This is a genomic window from Arthrobacter sp. CMU6 (assembly GCF_059090205.1).
Genome location: NZ_JBNHFL010000019.1, coordinates 35,860 through 54,818 on the forward strand (window position 1 = coordinate 35,860; position 18,959 = coordinate 54,818).

The window sequence follows — 18,959 nt, forward strand, 5'->3', positions numbered from 1 at the left end:
GGCCGGTGCAAGAATGCCGCATGCGCATCTTCCTGGAGACCGAGCGGCTGTTGCTGCGGCAGTTCACTTCCGACGACGCGGACCGGCTCGTGGAGCTCGACGGCGATCCGCGCGTGATGCGGTACATCACGGGCGGCGCCGCGACGCCCCGGGAGGAAATTGAAGGCGAGTACCTTCCGGCGTTCCTGGGCTACTACCGGAAATTCCCCGGCTACGGCTTCTGGGCCGCGATCGAGAAATCAACCGGGGATTTCCTGGGCTGGTTCCACTACCGGCCGGCCCCGGGTGATCCACCCGACCAGCCGGAACTGGGCTACCGGCTGCGCTGGCCGGCCTGGGGGAAGGGCTATGCCACCGAGGGTTCCCGTGCGCTGCTCGCCAAGGGGTTTGCCGAGTTCGGTGTGCAGCGGGTGGTCGCTTCAACATGGCCGTTAACGCGGGTTCGCGGCGGGTGATGGAGAAGTCCGGGATGCGGCTGGTGCGTTCCTTCGTCGCTGACTGGCCGGTGTCCATTCCGGGCGATGAACACGGGGACGTCGAGTACGCGATCTCCCGGGGGGAATGGGAGCTGAATTCAGGCATCAGATAACGGCCAGGGCGCCCTTCGCGCTTTCCACCAGGACATGGGTGGCGGCGGGCAGGTGCCTGACCTCGCCGTCGATCTGGCAGGGAACAGCACCCCGCGTGGTGAAGGCGTAGCTGCTGACGCTTGGCTGGTTGCCGAGTCCCAGCGTCACGGCGCGAAGGGTCATCAGTGCCATTTTCCAGAGCCCGGAGTGGGGGAGCGTCACAACCTCGAACCGGCCGTCGTTGGGGCCGTCCGACTCGCTGACCGTTCCGTACTTGGCCATCCGCGAAATATTGGCCAGGATCAGGCTGTCGAAGCGGGCGGTAGCCCCGTCGTCACGGACCAGCTCGAACGGCTTCAAATGAGAGAGCGTGCGGGCGACGGAAATGAGTTCCAGGATTTTGCCCTTTCCGCCGCTCTCGATGCCGATGGCCATCAGCGGTGTAAGCCCGAAGCCTATGTAGGAATGGGCGTAGTGAACCCGTACCTGCTGTGCCTCGGTGAACGTGATGCGCAGCAGGTCGATGTCCCGGACCCTGCCGCGGCGGACAGCCTCGGGCAACGGCCTTGCGGGCATGCTCCGGTGATGGTCGTTGGCGTTCCCTGCCGCGAGCACCGTGCAGACCGCCCTGCTGCCGGGGACGTCCATCACCCCGTTGACAACCTCGTTGTACCCGCCGTCGCCGCTGACCGAAACGATGAGCGGGGACCCTGCGGCCGCCGCAGACCGTGCAAGGTCCCGTGCGTGGCCGGCGTGCTCCGTGGGCAGCAGATCAAGCTGCAGGTCCGGCACTCCGGCGGCCAGGTCCCGCTGCAGCTCCTCAATCCGGGCGGCCATGCCGGGCTTACCCGGGTTGAAAATCAGGACGGCCCGGTCAAAACGGGTTGCGGCTGCCAGGTCGGGTTCACTCGCTGTCATTGGCCCCTCAGCCTTGTCGATCCACCAGGTCGTCCGCTACGCGGTGAAGGTCCTGGACCCAGCCGGCTGAACGGCTGGGGGCTCCCGAACCGGCCTCGAAGTTGGCAAGCGCCTCCGCTATGCGGTTGAGTGCCTCCGAGATGTTGGCTCTGACCGCCTTGTAGCCTTCCTCCGAGCGGGGGTCCGAGGAAGCTGAAGACAGCAGTTCCGCTCCGGACTTGATGACCAGTGAGGCCTCGTACTCGTTCACGCTTGCACCCGCGGCTTCCTCATGTTGGACGTGCGGCAACTGTTCGTCAGCACAACCATACATCTGCGGTGGCTGGCCCGCGGGGAGCCGGAAGCGGGCGGCGAGGGTTCGCCGGTGCAGCGTCCCGCGTGATCAGGGGGCTGTGTCGGATACCGACGTTTCTATGGCGGTCCAGGTCACAGCCGTGCCGGCGGGTATCGAACCGAGGGGCTCAGTAAGAATTGATCGCTCGCCGATCAGCTGCCCCGTCTTGGGGTCGATGATGATCTCCTGACGCATCATTCCTGCCTCTTCGGTGCGGCCGATCGCTACCCCGGTGCGCCCATCCAGGTTTGCTTGCCCTTCCGTGATTGAAACGCCCGGAATCATGGCCGCTGCCTTGTAAAGGGCGCCTCGGAGGTCAGCCGGGACGACGCCCGTTCTGAGGAGGTCTGCGATGAACACCAAGGCTTCGCCGTCGACGGACTGTCCTTTGCCAAGGGTTTGCTTGTAGATGCTGTTCAGTAGCCGGTAAGGATCGCGGGGAAACCCGGTCATGTCCGGGGCAAACCCGGGACCACCGTAAAAGGCTCCGTTGGGGGCGCGCAGAAGTTCCGGCTGTGGCTGAATGTTTTCTTCGCGGACGAATTTCTTGGATTCGGCACTGAAGAAGGTCGTGGGTATGCGTCCGGATCGTTGCCACACCCATTCATCGTTCCGATCAGCCGGGATATACATTTCGGACTTTTCCGTGTCTAGCCATTCAAGGGAGGAGCCGTCTGCCTGCCCGTAGGCCGTACTCCAGACATTGGTGCTTCGGACCTTGAGATACTGACCAGCGTTCACAACGGGGTCGGTGGTGTTGATTGTGGTCTGCGCAGCGTTGTTGAGAAGCTCTGCCGCCTGGGCCGTGGCCCCGCCCCGCCACCCGGCCAGGCCGAGGACGTCTCCTCCGATCAATGCCGCCATGACGGTGGCAGCAGCGGCTGAAGTCAGCCAGATGCGGGCGCGGCGGGGACGGCGCGCGGTGAGCTCTGGTTTCGCCGGGGAGAGGTGGCCGATCTTGCCCAAACCAGCGCCGTCAGTTCCCTGTACGCCAACTCCCGGTACGGCAACGGGGACGGAGTGCATCGCTGCGAGGGAACGTTTCCTGCTTTGGGTCAATTCGGCGTCGGTGATCTGCTTTGCGGGATCCATCTGGGTGAGTACCTGCTCGGCGGTGGTTTTCCTGTTCATAGTTCTTCACCCTGTGTCTGTGTCTGAAGGAGGTGGCTCAGCGCCTTTCGTGCCCGGTGCAGGCGCATCCGGATCGCCGTGGCGCTGGTGTCGAGAAGGTCCGATATTTCCTTGGAGCTCAGGCCGTCCCAATAAGTCAGGAGCAGGACTTCGCGCTCGTCAGGATTTAGCCGTTCCAGGGCCTCCTGGACGGGGGAATCACGCGGGCTGTACGAGTCGTATCGCTCGGACCGGAGAGCGCCGATGAGGTTGGCGGATCTGAGCAGCGAACGGTCGTGGTTCCTGAGGACATTTTTAGCGACGCCGAAGAGAACCATGATCGACAGGCTGTTGTCGGCTGATTTTTCCCAAGCGATCCGGAACACTTCGGAGCAGAGGTCTTCCGCGGTCGCGGCATTATCTGTTCGACGCCGGAAATAGCGGTAGATACGGTCATGACCGGCAGCGTGCGCCGCCAAAAACCGCTTTTCCCGGTCCAAATCCGCACGATCCTTCCGGACTGCTTGCAAGCTCATACCCGGTTAATGTCCGGCAACTCCGAAAGTGTAACGGGGGAACCAAAATCAGCTTCCGGCGTCGTGCACGTGCCTAAGTCCCTACTCTGCGATGTCCTCTGCCCACAGGTCCGGGTTCTCCTCCTGGAACATGCGCATGATGTCCACACAGCGCTGATCGTCCAGGACCACCACTTCAACGCCACGTGACCGGAGAAGCTCGAACTCGCCGTCGAACGTACGGGCTTCACCCACCACCACACGGGGGATCTTGAACTGGATGATGCTCCCGGTGCACATGGCACACGGAGCGAGAGTGGTATAAAGCGTGGTGTCCCGGTAGGTCTTCTGGCGACCGGCTGCGCGAAGTGCGGACATTTCGCCGTGCGCGATCGGATCGCCGCGTTGGACCCGTTCGTTGTGTCCGCTGGCGATGACCACGCCCTCACGGGCAAGCGCTGCTCCGATGGGGATGCCGCCTTCGCTGAGACTCTTTCTCGCCGCTTCGTAGGCAGCTTCGAAGGCGGGGTCGAGGCCCGCTAGTGGTTCCCGTGGAGCGGTTTGCGCTGTTCGCGGTTCATGCGGTCATTGTTGCATGCGGCTAAATGGTCTCTTGGAGCCTCGCAGTCGGCCCAGCGAAAATTGGACCATTGCAGCCGGTAACGGCAGGCCCTTTCTCAGTTGGCCGGTTCGCAGAGCCGGTCCAAGGTCTCGTTGAGGGAGGACTCGATCTGGCTGTTCAGGAGATCACGTTTGTTCTGGCTGGACTCGTCCTCCAACTCGGTGGGCAGCGGTGGCATGGTGACTGCCATCGCGGCCTGGTAGCGACCGTCGCCGCTGCTGACCGTGACCGTCTGGTAGTCCCAGAAGGAGCCCCGGCCCTCGTGCCGCGACTCGATCGAGCAACCGTCCGCGTGCTCCCACATTCCCAGCCCGTAAGGGGCGAAGCCGGGGCTTGTCTTCATCTCCCGCAGTGACGCCGCAGAGAGCGCCCGTCCCTGGAGGAGGCCAGCCATGAAGAGATTCAGGTCCACCACTGTCGACACCGCCCCTGCAGCCGGATTGCCGACAAAGAAGATGTTGTCTGTGGTGTCGACTCTCTCACCACGGAGGGTCACGTAGCCGTGCAAAAGCCCGGCCTCGCGCGGGTCGGTGCGGTCCAGGCTGGTGTTCTTCAAACCGAGGGGGTCAAAGACCTGCTCGCGCATGACCTGGACGAAGGGCTTGTGCCGCAGTGTCTGGATGAGGAGGCCCAGAGCGAGGTAGTTCGTGTTCGAGTATGCGAAGGACCCTACGCTGGACGCGGTCCAGGGGAGGGTCCCGGCTAACTGCAAGCCGCGCTCCATCGTGAGCGTCCGGGAGAGAGCGGGACGGAAGTCAACATCGCGTGGCAGGGCCTCGTTGACGTCGGGCATCCCGGAGGTGTGGCTGAGCAGCTGCCTCACTGTGATGGGACCCGGAGGCTTGAGTGCGGACGTGAACCCGGGAATGACGTCATTGACGGGATCGTCGAGGCCGATGAGGTGGTCGTCCACGAGCTTCAGCACCGCCACGGCTGTCATCGTTTTGGTGACGCTTGCGATCCCCACCCGGTCCGTCGGCTGGGCCGGGGTCATGGACTCGAGGTCGCGGACGCCGTAGGCCTTGGACCACTCGCCTTCCGGCCACCGGATCTGCACGACGGCGGCCACCGCGCCTTGGTCCATGAACAGCTGGATCTGCTTCTGCAAGGGAGCCATGGGATCCGGTGCGGTTGGTGACGGTGTGATGTCGTCTGTGGTGTAGGAACAGCCAGAGACAGCGAGAACGACGGCGAAGGCCGCCCGCCTCCAGATGTGATTCTTGGTGCTCATTGCGGGCCATCCGCTCGGGGACGAGATGACAGGTTCCTGGCCGCCTGCGACACCACGTCCGGCCAGACCTGCGACGGCGCCGTCGCCCCAGCACCTAAATGGTAAGGCGGGCTCTCCCGACGGGGAGGATGCCGTGAACCGCACCGGGCAATCGGCGGCGTTTTCGCGCCGCTATTTGGCGCGCAGTGCCCCTGCGCCGGTCAAAACATTGTGGTCAGCACTCCACCGTCCGCGCGCACGGCAGCCCCGTTCGTCGCGGAGGAAAGCGGGCTGGAGAGATAAACGGCGAGGCTCGCGATTTCGTCCGGCTCGATGAAACGCTGGAGGAGAGACGTCTGGTTCTGGCCAATGATCATCGCCTTCAAATCTTCGGTCGAGAGTCGCTGCGCTTCGGCGATGTTTTGGACGGTAGTGGCCACGCCGTCCGAGTAGGTCGGGCCGCCGAGGATCGTGTTAACCGTCACGCCGGTTCCGCGGTGAGCTTGGCGAGGCCGTTACTTAAAGCAAGCATCCCTGCTTTGGTCATACCGTAGTGCGTCATGTCAGCGGGTATGTTCACACCTGATTCGCTTCCCACGAAGATGATCCGGCCCCATCCTGCATGGGACATGGTCGTGTTCTGTGAGTCCTTGGGCCCGATAACCGCCGCCGCCAAGTAAATCCTCGCTTCCAGCACCGCCAAGGCTCGGTAGCTGGGCAAAACATCTGCCTCCTGTCAATGTCACGAATAGTGCCGTCCTCCGGCAAGCCAAGGGGGCCATTAACCAACCACGAAATGGCTCACTTTTCGACCATCGCTGACACAGGAAAGAGACACCCCGAATCCCAGGTCCGCCAGGGCGGTGAAAAACGAAGATGCGTCGTACCGCCCTGCGTCGCTGCTTGTCCTGTTGATTCATATCGGAAGTTTCCTTAGGCGTACTGCCAGAGCCCCAGAATGTTGTTTCCAGGGGATTTATCAGGTCGTGGTGGAAACCGTTTGCATGGTGAGTTCGAGTCCGCCGTCGATTTCGGCCGTGGTGAGCGATGTGGTGATGTCGGAGAGCTCGGCCAGGTCGTGGATGTGGGTGCCGCCGCAGGGGATATTGGTCCGTCCGTCAGGGAGTTCACAGACCCAGGTTCGCCGTGCACAAAGAGCAGGATCGTCCCGTTCGATCCGCACGGTGCCGCCGGCCTTGATCCACTGCGCGAGTTGGGCGTTGACGCGTTCAGCGACGGCGGAGGGGTCTTCGAGTGAGGTGGGAGAGAATCCCTTGCGGCGGAGAGATTTTCCGATGCGGTAGGTGTCCGTGGATCGGTGGGCGTCGATGCGCGAACGCTGGATGGCCAGCGCGTCGAAGGCGGGGTTTCCCAGTGTGTCTGGGGGTGCAGCCTTGCTCCATGCTGTTGACAGTGCGGCGTTGAGGGCAAGCGCGGCGAGGTGGCAGGCGGTGTGTGCCGCGGAGAGGGCTGCGCGGTAGTCCTGGTCGACGTCGATCTGCACGGACTCGCCGACGGCGGGTAGTGGGCCTTCGATGATGTGGGCGACCACGAAGGTCCATCCTTCGGTTCCTGTTCGCACGGGCAAGTTCGCGCCGAGGTGGAGTTCGCCGTCGCGGATGCCGCCGGTGACGCCGTCGACGACCGGTTGTGCGCCTGCCGTAGTGGTGATTGTGCCTCGGTCGGCGGGCTGGTCAGGCCATGCCGTGTCGACCGGATGGAATGCCGTGGTGTCGAGGAGGACCGCAGATCGTCCATCGGGGAGAGGCTCAACGTGGAGCACGGTCCCGGTCGAGGTGGTCGCGCCGTCCGGGTAGGTGACAGCGGTGTCAGTTGTGGGTAGTTGCATGCTTTTAGTCCGTTCGCTCGAGTTGGGGGAAGGCAGGAGGGTGGAGTGTCGGGAATCTGTGATGGCTCACGTGAGTCACCTTCAGCTGCGGGCCCGTTAGGCGACGAAGTCGAGGTCCGCAGGGCTGGGGTTCTCCTGGTGTGCCGGGCGCCGTCGTCCGCCCCGCTGCGCCGCGGCGCCGGCGAGGACGACGAGCAGGATGCCCAGGACCTGGATGGCCGACGGCTGCTGGTGCAGGATGAGCAGTCCGAGGAGGACCCCGAGGGCTGGCTCGAGGGCCATCAGGGTGCCGAACGCTGTGGGCGTCATCCTGCGCAGGGCCAGCATTTCCAGCGCGAACGGCAGTACGGGCAACAGGATAGCGAGCCCGGCCGCTGCGGCCAGGATCCCGAACGTGAGGTGGCCGGCGGACTGCGGAATGCCGACGACGGCCGCCGTGGCCGCAGCGATCGGCACAGTCATTGAGAGCGCCCCGATTCCGGTGAAACGGTCCCCGATCCGCTGGGTGAGCACGATGTAGGCGGCCCATCCGATCGCTGCCAGCGCCGCGAAGGTGACGCCGGTCAGGTTGAAGTCGCCCTGCCACGGTTGGGTCAGAAGTACGACGCCGAGCAGTGCCACAGCCGGCCAGATGAGCGCCTTCCTGGTGTGGCTGCGTACCGCGGCGACCGTCAGGGGTCCCAGGAACTCAATCGCGACGGCGGTGCCGAGCGGAATGTGCTCGATCGCGGCGAGGAACCCGATCGTCACGAGCCCAGTGGTGATGCCCAGACCGAGCAGCGGCAGCACGTCGCCACGGCGGACGGAGCGCAGCGGCGGGCGGGCAATCAACATCAGGATGATGGCTCCCATGCTGAGCCGGAGCCAGGCTGTTCCGGCCGGGCCTACGGCCTCAATCAGATCCACCGACAGGGCAGACCCCAACTGAACTGACAGGATCGCCGTCACGGCCAGACCCCACGGCGGGACCGGGACGTTTAAAGCGTTTCGCAGGCGCATATCAATTTCCTTCATGGGCTGTAGGGGCCGCGGCTATCCGACGGCGGGCGATCCTGACGTCAGGACCAAGCCCCGCCAGCCGGTCGGCCAGGTCGTCGGCGGCACTGTCGAGTGCCTCATCGGTCATGGGCTGGAGGGTGTCGAGGATGAACAGTGCCGTTGTGGTGTCGTCGCGGAGTTGGGTTCTCCGGCCCTGGCGCAGGGCTTCCAGGCTGTGCGGGTGCGCTGGGGCTTGGCGCCGAACGATTTGTAAGCCTCGCGCCGGACAAGCCCGTCGACGGCCAGCAGGACGGCGCGGTAGCCCGGCCGCAGCGCGAATACCGCCGCATCGACCCCGGCGCCGTACAGAAACTTCTGAAGCGTTTTCAGATCACGCATCGGTCGCCTCCGGCCGGTGTCCTGATCCCACGCCCGGTTCAAAGACCGCCAGGGAGAACCGGGCGGGTTCCGTGCCCACGGCGCCGTACGAGTGCTCAACGTCGCCGGGAAAGGACACAGCGTCTCCGGCCTCGAGGATGAACGTCTCACCGGCAACCACAACGGAGATGGATCCTTCCTGGACCTGCAGCAGCTCCTTGGTTCCCGGTGAATGCGCTTCGCTCCCATGGGTATCCCCGGGGGCCATCGTCCAGTCCCAGAGTTCAACCACATCGGGCGTCTCTGTCCCGGCCACCAGCACGCCGCGGCCACCGGAATCCGAACTCCACAGCGCTGCACCCTCACCGCGGCGGGTGACCGTCACTGGCTTCGGGCGGGGGAGTTCAACCAGCGCGGGCAGTCCAATCCCAAGAGCGTCACTGATTCTCAGGAGCGTCCCCACGCTGGGATTCGTGGCACCCTGCTCGACGTTGACCAGCATGCGCCGGCTCACACCCGTGGCCTCCGCCAACTGATCAAGCGTCCACCCCCGTGACTGCCGTTCCCGCCGCACCCGGCCGCCAATGGCTACCGCCAGGGCAGATGTACTCTTATCCATGAGTGCATCATAGTGCACTATGAGTGCACTTCTCGCTTTCTAGCCCAGACGTGCGCCAAAAGAACCGAGCCTGAACTGAAAAAGGTGATGGTTGCCTTGTGGAGAAGCCTTGTGCTGGGGGAGTGGCCCGCTGAGGGTGTTCCGGTTCCAACGCTGCGGAACATCCGCGTGAGAACCTCAACGGTGCGCTTTTAGTTCAGATTTCACAGCTCTATCTGGCGCTGTCGGTGTCTCGTAACCCTAGTGTCTCGAGGCGGGAAGAATTCGAGACACCGAGTTGGTGTGGAGTTCGCCGATAAATGGCGGCGTTCTGCGATCGCTTTATGCCACACCGCTGCGCGTCAGCTGTCCTGAAACGCTAGGAAACGATACGTCTCAACAAGTGAACAGCCGCCTCGACTGCCCTGTCACGGATTGGGCGTAATTGTCAGTATCCGTAGTCGTTGCACCGATGGCTGAAGCCGTCTGCAGTGACCGGCCAGGTTTAGTCGTCGAAGGTAGTAGCGGCAGGCGACATCGGCGAGAAATGGCGACCGCTGAGTTGCCGGCGTGGTCCCGGGGTCCGTAAGCGGCGGATGAGTGCCTGAAGGGCGTTCATCAGGAGTTTGGCTGTAGCGGCGCTGGCGAGCAGAACGATAAAGGCCGCGAGGTGACCGAGGAACATCAGGAGTCCAATGCCCAGGGTGCCGGCATAAACGAGATTGAAGACCAGAGTGGAGGAGTCGTGCATTCAGTGCCCGTTGGGCGATCGTCGCTGGGGTTCCTCTGCATGAACCGGCGCAGCCTTGTCGGCCCAGCGTTCGTGGGCGGACTGGCGGCTGATGCCTACTGCACGGCCTATGTCTGCCCAGGACGCCCCGGTCGCCTTCGCAGCGGGGACGGTCTTGGCAAGGCGTCCCCGCCACCCGACGATCTCGTTGTCCGGGACCACCTCGTAGTCGGGGCGCATCTTGTCAGGCTCGTAGCGGCCGGTCAGGCCGCTAAAAAGCATTCCTTCGCCTGATGATGTTACGGGCAGCCGCCCGTCAGGGGCGACGTACGCTGCCCAGCCCTCGTGCTCGTTATCTGTTGATACCCAGCCCATGACCTTCGACCCCCTCGTGTCAGGCACTCCTGACGATTATTGTGGCAGGGGTCGGAGGTAAGGAATAGAGGAGTCCAGCCTCCGGAACCAGTCCCCATGCTGGGTATGAGTTTTCTAGTCCTTGTTGATCCGGTCCCCGCCCGTTCGGCGTGATAGTTGAAGGATGCCGGGAGCGGCTCGACGGTCCTTTATGGTGCCTCGTAACCGTTACGTCGTTTCCGGATGCCCGTCCTGCTGCGTGCCGAATGTTCATGACTGGTCGGGGCGTCGAAGTTCGGCCAGCAGGGCTAGCTCGTCCCGGTTTCCACTTGCCTCAGCTCCGGCGCGGAACGCCTCCTCCAAGGCCCGACCCTCATCCTGAACGCGCTCAAGCGCGGCCTTCGTTTCGGCGAGCTCCTGTTCGAGAGCAGTTACCTTTTTTTGATGGGCACGGATGCTCTCATGTACATGGGTGAGCTTGTTCAAAGGAAGCACAAGTCTGGGATCGGCTCCAACCAATGTCTGTACTGTGGTTCCGAGTACTGCGGAAAGGACTGCCGCCTCTCTCAGCTTTAAAGGGCGTTCGCCTTTGCTTGACCTACACGTCGTCGAGTTCCCGGAACTTCGAGCCCATGCCCGAAGCTTCGAAGATATCCCGGACGCTGTCAGGGACGCCGCGGCAATACTGACTGGCCGCTTCGGGAATGACTTCGACGCCGAGGTCAGGTATTAGCGCCTCGGGCCCGAGGACCTGAACCTTTTCCAGCCAGGAGGAACGGCCGCTTTATTGAGTCCTCACCGGGCGTCACCTGTCCGGGAATCTCGCCATCCAGCCAGTCAGCGTTAGAGCGGACGGATGTTTTCGGCCTGGGGGCCCTTGGGTCCGTGCGCCACGTCGAACTGTACTTTTTGGTAACCGCGGCCGGCGATCGCGGAGTAATGGGCGAAGATCTCTCCGGTCCCGTCGTCAGGGGCGATAAAACCGAAGCCCTTTTCCGCGTTAAGCCACTTGCCGTGCCTGTTGCCATGCGTGCCCCCAAGGAACTCTTCGTCTAACCGCAGGCAGCGGCGTACCAGCGGGGCGGACATCCTTATCCGCTGGTCTCCAACGTAGAGCCGACCCTCCACCGGCACAAGGCCGCGGCAGCACCGGGACCGACGACGGAGCTGGGAGCCGGCTGGCATGGGGGGACACCAACGCGGCCGTCCGTCGCCGGCCGGTTTCAATTTTACGCCGGGGCACACGGCCAGGAACGGGCTGGTTTCCCGGATCAGCCGTCCGCTGGTCTTCTCGACAAAGCAGCCCGGACAAAGCAACTCAGGAAGGCGCCGACAGCGCCGTAGGGGAGGGCGGACTATGAACCGGAGGGTTGCATCGTGGGCTTCCGGCAGGCCTTGAATGGTGGCAGCTCCTTCGGGGCCTGGACGTCGCGGAGGTGTGCCAGCAGGGCATGTTCGGGATGCCCGGGGTTCTGGGACAGGTGTCGAAGCAGGGCCAGGCGTATGTCAGGATCCAGGTCCTGCTCGGCGAGGATCCCGCCGATCAGCTGCATGAGCTGGAACTGCAGAAGCCCGCCCGTTCCGTCCCGGCCTGGCGAGGCCGGCGGGATCTGGGCTGCCGCTCGGGGCGAAGCGGCGTGCTGCTGCTTTTCGTCAGCCGTGGGCAGGGGTTCGGAACGAGGCATCAATCCGTCTCCTTCGACCTGCACAGGAGTATCGGCTGCGTCGATGTCCACGAGAACCACCAACTTCGGCCTGTCCTGACTGGCCGCACTCTGCCATGGCTTCGTGATGAATTCCCTATCGACAGTCGGGCCCACACCCTCTTTTCTGGTGGGGGCTCTCTGAGGGACATGTTTCTGAGAGAGCGGCATCGGTTTTATAGGGTTCGCCGGGTTTCCCCAAGGCGCCAGTGACAGCATCTGGGTAGCTGGCCAACGAGGCGCCCTTCGGGCCAGTCCGCCGGGCCTGGCTATGCTCCCCCCGCCAGCTGGGCCTGGCGGAAACCTTGTGCCGCCGAGGCCGGCGGACATTGGGTACAAGACGGCTTCGGGAAATCCCGGCTTCGTTCTGGTGCTCTTTCCCGAACCCTTCGCTGGACGTAGGCTGGGTGCGATCCACTCGGCTGTATTGGGCGTGCGGCACGCCCAGCCCAGGAAGGCGACATCAATGGAGATGGACATCAGGGGGAACTGGGACAGGCTCAGCCGCTCAATGCAGCAATAGCTCAGTGACAACCCCGGATCCGCGATCCTGCCCCGCACGATAGCCGCCATCATCTGCAAGGAGATCGGCAAACCAGCAGATCGCGATCTGCACGGCGGAACTCTGTTGTCGCAGGAGGACCGCGACTTCATACTGGACAAAGCCCGCCACGCCACCACAGCAGGGCCGGGGCCCCGCTTTTTTGGTCCTGCACCGGCACCACGGACCTAGGACTTCCGGACCACGGCCGCTGTGGCGGCCCGGCAGTAGCCCCGCATCGGGCCTGACCTCGCGGGCTTTGAGGGGTGCCGCGGAATCCGCAGTACCGCCCATGAGCTGTTTCCTGGCCCACGCCTCCAAGACGTCCGCCCGGATGTCTCTTGATCGAATCTTGCGGAAAGTCTGGGCGGCTCTTGAGGCATTGCCGCAAGACTGCCTAAGCATGCGCTTTAAGGAATTTCCTGAAGACTAAAGGTGCGGGGGGACCAGCAATGCCACTTCAGTCAGGAACGGACACCGACAGCCTCTCGGAGGCAGGGATAGGCGCATCTGCTGGGCAATCGAGCAGCTCTAAGCGCGCTGCACCTTCGATGGCGGCCGCGGCCGAACCTACGGAAGCCTCCCCTGCTCCGGGGAGAGGCATGGAGTCCCTGGCCAATTTCCCGTTGTACCCCTTCTTCTGAGGCCATGAAGTTGACCCTCCGGGTCGGCCACGGGGCTTCTTCGAGCGGTGGAGGTGTGCACAATGTGGCACGGACCGGCTCATAACCCTGGGGTTTTCGAGACACCGAATTGGATTGGTGAAGGAGTCCGCCGACCCAAGAAGGAACCCCCTCTCGGGAAGCGTGCGCCTGGCATACCGGTCAGGCGCACGCCGGGAGCTGCACGGAGGAATCGGGGCAGTGGGCACTTTCTTGAATCGTCACTGGACGTCGTCACGACCGTGTGTTGGGCGCGCTGGTGATATCGGAAACGTCGGCGTCCGATCACCGGCGGGGGAGGTTACAGCGGACTGATGTTTTCCGCCTGGGGGCCCTTCTGGCCCTGGACTACGTCGAACTGGACCTTTTGGTTCTCCTCCAGGGAGCGGTATCCGCTGGAAGTGATTGCCGAGTAATGGGCAAAGACATCTGCTGACCCGTCGTCGTTGGCGATGAAGCCAAAGCCTTTTTCCGCGTTGAACCATTTCACTGTGCCTGTTGCCATACCCGCTGCCCCCTGGGGAAGTCATCCTCTCACCGCAGGCATTGACGTACCGGCGGGGGCGGAAGTCCTCCTCCGCTGGTCTCCAACGTAGAGCCAGCTCTCCTCCGGCACAAGGGCAGACAGCGGCGGGATTTTTGGGACCGACGACGGAACTGGGTGGCGGCTGGCACGGGCGGGGCACCAGCGGCCGTCCGCCGCCGGGGGGTTTCAATTTTACGCCGGGGCAAGGCGAAGAACGGGATGGTGTCCTGGAGCAGTGACCGTGACCCTTGAGAGAGCGGATGAACAGCGGCCATTCCCGGCGTGGCTCTCCCGGGAGGAAGCAGCCAAACTCGGTGAGCTTTTTATCAGGCAAAGCGGCCTGACCGGGGAGGTGCGCTCGGGCCTTACTCAGGCAAGGGGGCGCCGCCAATTAACCTAAGCCGGGTCCCGGATCCAGGCCAGGGCTGGGGCCTGGCGCCCCAGCCCTGGCCTGGTGCCTGCCGGGCATGTGATTAGCGGCGAGTGTCGTCGGTGCCGTCGGTCTCGATGCGTTCCTTGCGGACCTGTTCGTCGACGGTGACCTCATCGGTGACGGTGTCCTTATCGAGCCGTACCCGTTCCACCGGGACGGTCTCCTTTTCAACAACGGGCCGTTCCTCGTGGAGGGTGACTTCGTGTTCTTCGTCGCTCAGTTCGGGGCCGGACATGGCGTCGCCGCGGTTGGCGTCGGTGATCGGTTCGCGTTCGATGCGGACTTCTTCGCGCTGGACCGGCACGGTCTGGGTGACGTTTTCGGTGGTTACGTATTTGCGGAGCCGGGCTCGGCCGGTGGCTTGCCTTTCGGTGCCGACGTTCAGGCGTTCCTCGGAGCGGGTCATGGCGTCATCGGTGGTGGGCCCGGAGGTGTCCCGGCCGACTGTGCCGCGTGCGTCACCGGTATCGTAGCGGCCGGTGCCCGTAGAGGTGCCGGCGGTGGTGGTGTAGTCGGTGTCGCGCCCGGTGGTGGTGTCTGTGTAGGTCCGTCCGCCGCCGGCGAGCTGGTAGTGCTGGTACAGCCGGTCTTCCTCGGAGGGCTCGAGGTGGCCGTCGGTATCCATCCTCGGGGCGTCCTTGACCTGGTCCTTGGTGTACGGAACCACAAGGTCGTCGCCCTCGATGCGCGCGCCTTCGAGAGGGACGAAGGACTCGGAGGTGCCGAACAGGCCGGTCTTGGCCGTGACCCAGGTGGGCTGGCCGCTGTCGTCATCGGCGTAGACCTGCCCGATGGAGCCGATCTTTTCCCCGTCGGTGGAGAGGATGTTTCCGCCGCGGTTGAGCAGGTCGTCGATGTGTTCCTTGGCGAGCATGGTGTCTCCTTGGCTTCGATGAACTTTTCTTGGTTAGGCAGGCCGCCGGGTAGGGCGTGCCTGCAGCCCCCATGACCAATAACCTAAGCATGCTTACTAACCTTTGGCAAGGTTCCTCTGGTTCGTCCGCGGATTTGCCCAGTGAAAGGCTTGGGCCGTTCCCCGATTCGGAGGGCGCTCAGGATTGAGTGTTGGGTTTCTTTCCTGGCTGTCGGCCCGTGCGCCATCCCGGTACCGCGGCGTTTAGTGCCTGGGTCCTCGCGGGGCTGAGGCTGCCGCGGCGCATCCTGGTTCGCTGGGCGTGCAGCCAGATGCCGAGCTGATGCTCCTCGCTTCCGGGTTTGGCCTTGTGCCGGGGCCAGTCCTGCCCGGCCGCCCGGTAGGCGGTCAGGGCTGCCAACCGGTCCTGCCATCTTGCTTCGCCCGCCATCGTTCCGCGCTTCCTGCCGGTCAGCCACCCGGGCGCGGCGGCATCCAGTGCCGCAGCTTTTGTGGGGTCGAGCTCGCCGCGGCGCAGCTCGAACCGCTGGCGGTGCAGCCAGACGCCGAGCTCATGTTCGTCCCCGGTTGTTCCCTGGTGCAGGGGCCAGTCCTTTCCGGCGGCGCGGTAGGTCGTCAGGGCTTGGAGCCTGTTCTGCCATCTGGTGTGGGAGGCGACGGTCCGTGGGGTTCCCTCCCAGCCGGGCAGGACACTGAGTCCTGCCCGATAGGCGGGGGCGAGGGTCCCGGCGTGCGCCTCGCTGCGGCGGCGCTTCAACCAGGCCGCAAGGGTCCGCTCCGATAGGTCGCTGGCGTACGGGGAGGGGTACCGCCCGGTGTCTTGCACTTCCGCGATCAGTTCCTTCATGCGGGCCAGCCCCTGGTAGGTGACCCGGGTTGTTTTAGGTGATGCTGCTTTTTCGTGCTGGCCCAACTGACTGCAGCTCACGACGGGTTGGAGGTTTCCATAGCGACCCTCGGCCATGGTGGCCCTTTGCCCGGAGAGCTTTCCCGGGCTCGGTACCCCGCCTGACCCGGCCTGATCAGCCAGTCGGGCCCTGCCCCGGCGGCGCAGGCGTAAACTGACAGCAGGCCGGCGGCGGACAGAGATACAGGTTCCCCCCATGCCTGATACTCGACCCAGCCCGCCGTCGGTCCCAAACGTTCACCGGTCATCCCCGGGTCTGCGGCGGGGTTCCCTTGGAGCTGTTGTGCTGAGCTGCGTGGGGGACTGTTCTTCGCGACTGGCGGACTTTTTCTACAGCCCGAGGAACTCTGTCGCTCCGCCGCGATCGCGGATAAAATCCCACGCACGCCGCTCAGGTGCACTGCTTCCAGGAAGGATCCCCAATGTCAGAGAACAACGAATCCGATGCCCGCAAAGACAACATCGGCACGCCGAGTCCTGCGGTAGAAGGTAAGGGAAGCCGCAACGTTTCCGGTGACCACGGAGATAGCGGAGGGGTGGATGCTGGCACTGGCCAGAAGGGCGCCGGTGAGTACGCCGAAGGCGACTACGGAGATGCCGGGACGGTGGATACCGGTGCTGCGGCAAGGGGTTCTGGTGAGTACGCCGAGGGTGACTATGGTGATGCCGGGACGGCGGATACCAGTACAGCACTGAAGGGCGCTGGCGGGTACGCGGAGGGTGACTACGGAGGTGCCGGAACGGTGGGCGCTGATGCTGCGGTGAGGGGGGCTGGCGGGTACGCCGAGGGTGACTACGGAGAGGCCGGAACGACGCACGAGGCCGGAGTCCCGGAGGGCCGGCCAGCGGATTATCCCGAGGGCCAGGATGCCGTTCCGGGCTCCACCGATAACGATAAAGAAGGCAGGAGCCGCCGCGACTGATTCTCAGCCCGGGGCTCCATCACCGGTCCGCATTTTCAGTGCTTTCCCCGCGGGCTGAAGTCCACACCGGCCCGCAGGGTCCGGCGTGGGTCCTAGGAGTCTGCGTGGCCTAGCAGCGTCCGGTCACTGCTGTTCCTTCAGCTCAAAGTTCAGATCGAGGTCCTCGAATGAGCGCAGGCGCCGCCAGGTGTCGGCCGGGCGTGCTGTTGGCTGTGCCGCCGCGACGGGCATGCGGTCCGCCGCGGCCAGCTGTGCCAGCTCCAGTCCGGTCAGGGCGGCGACGTCCCGGATGGGCACCTGGAAGGTCCGGAACGGGCCCAGCGGGGGAGCGTTTTCCTGAAGTCCTGGCCGTGACAGGTCCGGCAGCACCGGGGTCTGGTCCACAATGTACCCCGTTGCTGCCAGGTCGCCGTCGTGAATGAAGGCCGCGACCTTAAAGAACCGCAAGGGAATCTGGACATCCCGGTACACGGGGTCGCTGTCGCTGAAAACGGGGCCGGTGAAGACGACGAGCCGGCGGCGGTAGTCGGCGGCGTTGTCCAGCAGGTAGGTTTCCAGGCCCAGCCAGAGCGCCATGCCCTGGTTGAACCTTGCTGCCTGCGGTGCCGCGTTGGTGTAGTGGAAGGTGTCTCTATTGGCCTGGGCGGCCTCGGCGCGGGTGTCACCCCAGACGGCCGATGCCCGCCGTGCGAGGTGGCCCCGGTCGATGTCGTTGTTGGCGTAGACCCGTTCGCCTGTCTGCTGGTCCTCGGGCAGCCTTGGATCCAGCTTCCAGGGGATTCCGGAGCGGTCGAGGTCCATCAGTTTTCCGCCGTCGATGCCGAGACCCGCTACGGCGGCCAGACGCCTGTCGGTGCGCATGAGCACCGAGAAGTGAGTGTAAGGCAGCAGGACAGTGTCGACCCCGTCCAGTTTGGGCAGGGGAACGTGCTGTCCCAGGAATTCGGAGTCGAAGCCGTCCCGCCCTGAAAGATCTCCTGCGGTCACGGGCAGCGGTTCAGGCGGCAATTGCGTCATCCATTGAACGTACCAGCCGCAGGTGACGCTGGCGCGAACAGCCTGCCCGGCAGGCCCGGTTCCCAATAAGGGCAGCGACATCGGGCCTGCCGCCAAGGCCCGTGATTCAGACGCTCCGGCCCGGTCCGGTGAACACGGAAAAGGCGACAGGGTGCCCCCCGGAAAGGACGCGCCTGTCGCCTTCGTCAGGTCAGTCCTTCTTGAACGCGTCCTTGACCTTTTCCCCGGCCTGCTTCAGGTCACCCTTGGCCTGGTCGGTCTGGCCTTCAGCCGCAGGATGTCATCACCCGTGGCTGCACCTGCGGCTTCCTTACCCTTGCCGCCGGCCTTCTCGGCAGCGTTTTCGATCTTGTCGCCCAGTCCCATGGCGTTCCTCCTCCGGTTGACGGCCGTTCAGTCCGGCCTCAAATATCATAAGCATGCTTACTATGTAGGCGCCAGTGACTCTCGCAGTGTGGGCGCCCATTGAATCCACTACTCAGAGCGACCTCAGCAACTGTCGCCTTTCTGGCGGGGCCGATATGTGCGCGGAGAGCGCAGGGCAGGAACCTGGCGGTGGCGTGGCGGCGGGGCGGAATGGCGAACGCGCCCAGTTGGCAGGGGGCCATCAAAAGAGTCCCTATGGGTGCCGGCATGGATGGTGATGGAGTCCTGGATCCTGGCGCGAAGCGGTTTTAGGTTTCCGCGGGGGCGCCGGCCTTCCTGATGTACTCTTCGACGGCGTTTTCGGGAATGCGGTAGGAGTTGCCGAAGCGCACGGAGGCCAATGCGTGGGCGCGGACCAGTCGGTAGACGGTCATCTTGGACACACGAAGCATCGTGGCCACCTCGGCGATGGTCAGGTAATGGCTGGGCACGTTTGCAATCGACATCTCAATCAGACTCCCGCGGCTTCGGATCAGGTGGCTGGGCTGGCGTGGTTTGGACTGATTACTAGTCCGGCCGCCTCAGTTGCCGATAGTCGTAGAAGAAGGTCTGGTCTGCGGTCTGCAGCCCCACAAACGTGCCGTGCTTGACGGCCACCACCCCTTCCCTGCGCCCGTTGAAGGGATCATCGCCGATGACTACTTCGCCGAGCCTGTACGGAACAGATGCCGTGCGTGCACGGGCCAGGGTTTGGTGGACGAACGCGGACAACCGCCGTCCTCGAATGCTGGATGCCGGGGCACCGGCATGAATTTCCCCCATTTAAAACTCTCCTTTACAGT

24 protein-coding genes and 3 pseudogenes are annotated in these 18,959 nt (G+C 64.1%); 2 read left to right on the forward strand and 25 right to left on the reverse strand.

Going from position 1 to position 18,959, the window contains the following annotated elements; genetic code table 11:
- The first annotated feature begins 20 nt into the window (after positions 1-20).
- Positions 21-455, forward strand: a complete 435-nt coding sequence (locus AC5RWD_RS14350; RefSeq protein WP_494020644.1) for a GNAT family N-acetyltransferase — start codon at positions 21-23, stop codon at positions 453-455.
- Between the two features lie 126 nt (positions 456-581).
- On the opposite strand, the gene AC5RWD_RS14355 is transcribed toward AC5RWD_RS14350, so the two are convergent.
- From AC5RWD_RS14355 to AC5RWD_RS14455, 21 genes and pseudogenes are all read right to left on the reverse strand, one after another.
- A complete protein-coding gene (locus tag AC5RWD_RS14355; RefSeq protein ID WP_494020645.1) occupies positions 582-1,487 on the reverse strand; it encodes a diacylglycerol/lipid kinase family protein in 906 nt (301 codons plus the stop codon).
- Between the two features lie 7 nt (positions 1,488-1,494).
- On the reverse strand, positions 1,495-1,737 hold the full coding sequence (locus AC5RWD_RS14360; RefSeq protein ID WP_353712879.1) for a hypothetical protein: 243 nt from the start codon (positions 1,735-1,737) through the stop codon (positions 1,495-1,497).
- A 132-nt stretch (positions 1,738-1,869) separates the two neighbouring features.
- Positions 1,870-2,952, reverse strand: coding sequence for a CU044_5270 family protein (locus AC5RWD_RS14365; RefSeq protein ID WP_494020646.1), 1,083 nt, complete (start codon positions 2,950-2,952; stop codon positions 1,870-1,872).
- Complete coding sequence (locus AC5RWD_RS14370) at positions 2,949-3,431, reverse strand: RNA polymerase sigma factor (RefSeq protein WP_494020647.1); 483 nt, start codon at positions 3,429-3,431, stop codon at positions 2,949-2,951. Before AC5RWD_RS14370 ends, AC5RWD_RS14365 begins: the two co-directional genes overlap by 4 nt.
- 117 nt (positions 3,432-3,548) lie before the next feature.
- Positions 3,549-3,980, reverse strand: a pseudogene (locus tag AC5RWD_RS14375) (nucleoside deaminase); the annotation flags it as partial.
- Between the two features lie 143 nt (positions 3,981-4,123).
- Positions 4,124-5,299: a serine hydrolase domain-containing protein gene (locus AC5RWD_RS14380; protein ID WP_494020648.1), complete on the reverse strand. Its 1,176-nt coding sequence runs from the start codon at positions 5,297-5,299 to the stop codon at positions 4,124-4,126.
- A 200-nt stretch (positions 5,300-5,499) separates the two neighbouring features.
- Positions 5,500-5,763, reverse strand: a complete 264-nt coding sequence (locus AC5RWD_RS14385) for an SDR family oxidoreductase (RefSeq protein WP_494020649.1) — start codon at positions 5,761-5,763, stop codon at positions 5,500-5,502.
- Positions 5,760-5,999: an SDR family NAD(P)-dependent oxidoreductase gene (locus AC5RWD_RS14390; RefSeq protein WP_494020650.1), complete on the reverse strand. Its 240-nt coding sequence runs from the start codon at positions 5,997-5,999 to the stop codon at positions 5,760-5,762. Before AC5RWD_RS14390 ends, AC5RWD_RS14385 begins: the two co-directional genes overlap by 4 nt.
- A 258-nt stretch (positions 6,000-6,257) precedes the next feature.
- Positions 6,258-7,127, reverse strand: coding sequence for an alanyl-tRNA editing protein (locus tag AC5RWD_RS14395; protein ID WP_494020651.1), 870 nt, complete (start codon positions 7,125-7,127; stop codon positions 6,258-6,260).
- 96 nt (positions 7,128-7,223) lie between these two features.
- Positions 7,224-8,126, reverse strand: a complete 903-nt coding sequence (locus tag AC5RWD_RS14400) for an EamA family transporter (RefSeq protein WP_494020652.1) — start codon at positions 8,124-8,126, stop codon at positions 7,224-7,226.
- Between the two features lies 1 nt (position 8,127).
- Entirely contained in the window at positions 8,128-8,253 is a 126-nt protein-coding gene (locus tag AC5RWD_RS14405) for a hypothetical protein (protein WP_494020653.1), read from the reverse strand.
- A complete protein-coding gene (locus tag AC5RWD_RS14410; protein ID WP_494020654.1) occupies positions 8,250-8,504 on the reverse strand; it encodes a hypothetical protein in 255 nt (84 codons plus the stop codon). The genes AC5RWD_RS14405 and AC5RWD_RS14410 overlap by 4 nt, the downstream gene beginning before the upstream one ends.
- Complete coding sequence (locus AC5RWD_RS14415; protein WP_494020655.1) at positions 8,497-9,102, reverse strand: helix-turn-helix domain-containing protein; 606 nt, start codon at positions 9,100-9,102, stop codon at positions 8,497-8,499. Before AC5RWD_RS14415 ends, AC5RWD_RS14410 begins: the two co-directional genes overlap by 8 nt.
- 484 nt (positions 9,103-9,586) lie before the next feature.
- A complete protein-coding gene (locus AC5RWD_RS14420) occupies positions 9,587-9,832 on the reverse strand; it encodes a hypothetical protein (protein WP_494020656.1) in 246 nt (81 codons plus the stop codon).
- Positions 9,833-10,213, reverse strand: a complete 381-nt coding sequence (locus AC5RWD_RS14425) for an Lrp/AsnC family transcriptional regulator (RefSeq protein WP_494020657.1) — start codon at positions 10,211-10,213, stop codon at positions 9,833-9,835.
- Between the two features lie 222 nt (positions 10,214-10,435).
- Positions 10,436-10,651, reverse strand: coding sequence for a hypothetical protein (locus AC5RWD_RS14430; RefSeq protein ID WP_494020658.1), 216 nt, complete (start codon positions 10,649-10,651; stop codon positions 10,436-10,438).
- A gap of 357 nt (positions 10,652-11,008) precedes the next feature.
- Positions 11,009-11,193 (reverse strand): annotated as a pseudogene (locus AC5RWD_RS14435) (cold-shock protein).
- A gap of 327 nt (positions 11,194-11,520) precedes the next feature.
- Entirely contained in the window at positions 11,521-11,850 is a 330-nt protein-coding gene (locus AC5RWD_RS14440; protein ID WP_494020659.1) for a hypothetical protein, read from the reverse strand.
- Positions 11,851-13,372: 1,522 nt separating this feature from the next.
- Positions 13,373-13,576, reverse strand: a complete 204-nt coding sequence (locus AC5RWD_RS14445) for a cold-shock protein (protein WP_494020660.1) — start codon at positions 13,574-13,576, stop codon at positions 13,373-13,375.
- A gap of 494 nt (positions 13,577-14,070) precedes the next feature.
- Positions 14,071-14,904, reverse strand: coding sequence for a DUF2382 domain-containing protein (locus AC5RWD_RS14450; RefSeq protein ID WP_494020661.1), 834 nt, complete (start codon positions 14,902-14,904; stop codon positions 14,071-14,073).
- A gap of 178 nt (positions 14,905-15,082) precedes the next feature.
- On the reverse strand, positions 15,083-15,832 hold the full coding sequence (locus AC5RWD_RS14455; RefSeq protein WP_494020662.1) for a helicase associated domain-containing protein: 750 nt from the start codon (positions 15,830-15,832) through the stop codon (positions 15,083-15,085).
- 401 nt (positions 15,833-16,233) lie between these two features.
- On the opposite strand from AC5RWD_RS14455, the gene AC5RWD_RS14460 reads away from it, so the two are divergent.
- Positions 16,234-16,734: a hypothetical protein gene (locus tag AC5RWD_RS14460; protein WP_494020663.1), complete on the forward strand. Its 501-nt coding sequence runs from the start codon at positions 16,234-16,236 to the stop codon at positions 16,732-16,734.
- Positions 16,735-16,857: 123 nt separating this feature from the next.
- Here the strand turns inward: AC5RWD_RS14460 and AC5RWD_RS14465 are convergent, their stop codons facing one another.
- The 4 genes and pseudogenes from AC5RWD_RS14465 to AC5RWD_RS14480 all read right to left on the reverse strand — a co-directional run bounded on the left by AC5RWD_RS14465 (position 16,858) and on the right by AC5RWD_RS14480 (position 18,939).
- The gene (locus AC5RWD_RS14465) at positions 16,858-17,751 is read right to left on the reverse strand and encodes a DNA/RNA non-specific endonuclease (protein WP_494020664.1); all 894 of its coding nucleotides are present in this window, start codon (positions 17,749-17,751) and stop codon (positions 16,858-16,860) included.
- Between the two features lie 190 nt (positions 17,752-17,941).
- Positions 17,942-18,117, reverse strand: a pseudogene (locus AC5RWD_RS14470) (CsbD family protein).
- A 308-nt stretch (positions 18,118-18,425) separates the two neighbouring features.
- Entirely contained in the window at positions 18,426-18,623 is a 198-nt protein-coding gene (locus tag AC5RWD_RS14475; RefSeq protein ID WP_494020665.1) for a helix-turn-helix domain-containing protein, read from the reverse strand.
- A 61-nt stretch (positions 18,624-18,684) separates the two neighbouring features.
- Complete coding sequence (locus AC5RWD_RS14480; protein ID WP_494020666.1) at positions 18,685-18,939, reverse strand: hypothetical protein; 255 nt, start codon at positions 18,937-18,939, stop codon at positions 18,685-18,687.
- Positions 18,940-18,959: the final 20 nt, after the last annotated feature.